The 1,509-nt window shown below is 63.4% G+C and carries 1 protein-coding gene; it reads left to right on the plus strand.

The genetic code is table 11. The annotated features are described in order from the left end of the window. Positions 1–78: 78 nt before the first annotated feature. The gene (locus ACFFNA_RS14865) at positions 79–1,218 is read left to right on the plus strand and encodes an IS110 family RNA-guided transposase (RefSeq protein ID WP_378919342.1); all 1,140 of its coding nucleotides are present in this window, start codon (positions 79–81) and stop codon (positions 1,216–1,218) included. The last annotated feature ends 291 nt before the right edge of the window (positions 1,219–1,509 follow it).

Consider the following 1,509-nt stretch of genomic DNA (forward strand, 5'->3'; position numbering starts at 1 on the left):
AAAAGATCCCATGAGGCGACGGGCGGCGGAACTCAGGTAAGGTTTCGGGGTCCGACATCCTAACCCTGGAGACGTCTCATGAATCTCTCATCCATTGCTCTGCCGCCCGTCGACGAGAAGACTGCCACAATTTTCATGGCACTGGAATTGAGCAAGTCGACCTGGCTTGTGGCCCTGCACTCGCCGGCGGTCGACAAGATCAGCCTGCATCGCCTGCAAGGAGGTGACACCGAAGGGCTTATGGCTCTCATTGAACGCCGGCGCGAACAGGCGCAGGCCGCCTTGACGCGTCCGGTTCGGGTAATGTCGTGCTACGAGGCCGGCTACGACGGTTTCTGGCTGCATCGTTTCCTGTGCGACCGCGGCATCGACAATCAGGTTCTGGACGCGGCCAGCATCCTGGTCGACCGCCGGTCACGCCGCGCCAAGACGGACCGCCTCGATGCGGCGGCGCTGCTGCGCACGCTGATGGCGCTGGAACGTGGCGAGCCGAGGGTCTGCCGGGTTGTGCGGGTACCGAGCCTCGAGCAGGAGAACGATCGCCGTCGCAGCCGGGAACGGGCTCGGCTCGTCAACGAACGCGGCCAGCATTCGAGCCGCGTCAAGGGGCTTTTGATGACCCAGGGCATCCGCGACTTCAAGCCAGCCAGACGGGACTGGCGTGAGCAGCTCGAGACGCTGCGCACGGCTGACGGGCGGGATCTGCCGTCCTGCCTGAAGAACGAGATCAAGCGCGAGTGCCACCGCTTGTGGCAAGTGATTGAGATGATCATGGAGGTCGAGGCTGAGCAGCGTCAGGCCGCCGAGATCACAGCTCCCGGGATCATCCAACTGAGTCATCTGCGTGGCATTGGCCTGACGATCGCAAGCGTAATGACGAACGAGGTGTTCTTCCGCGACTTCCAGAATCGGCGCGAGGTCGCCGGTTATCTCGGTCTTGCATCCAGCCCTTGGAGCAGCGGCGCGGTCAGCCGCGATCAAGGCATCCAGAGATCGGGCAATCCGCGAGCGCGTCGAACCGCCATTGAACTTGCCTGGCTGTGGCTGCGCCATCAGCCCGATAGCGGTCTCGCGCGCTGGTTTCATGAGCGCGTCGGCGCCGGCAAAGGACGCATCCGCCGCACCATGATCGTCGCCTTGGCGCGCAAGCTGATAATCGCCTTGTGGCGGTATCTGACCCAGGGCCTGCTGCCGGAGGGCGCCATGACCAAAGCCTGACGAAAGAGTTCGACGCGAGGGGCGGCCAACGTCACTTGCGACGAAGCGGGATGGATGTGGACCGGCGCCCCCCAGGGCTGTTAACGCCGTCAAAAAGATGGGTCCCATCCTTCCCGGCCTCGCCAAACTTGCCCGTGCATGCGGGATATGGGTGCAGGCTCCACCAGAGCCGACCGGATATGAGGTGATGTGGACTTGTTCCGCAATTCGCCGCGAGGCCGATCCCGACAGCGTCCGAAGTGATTTCGCCGCCGCCGCTACTATTGACACAACGAGCCTCATATGAGGGGG

The sequence above is a fragment of the Mesorhizobium kowhaii genome (assembly GCF_042431665.1).
In the GTDB taxonomy this organism is placed as follows: Bacteria; Pseudomonadota; Alphaproteobacteria; order Rhizobiales; family Rhizobiaceae; genus Mesorhizobium; species Mesorhizobium kowhaii.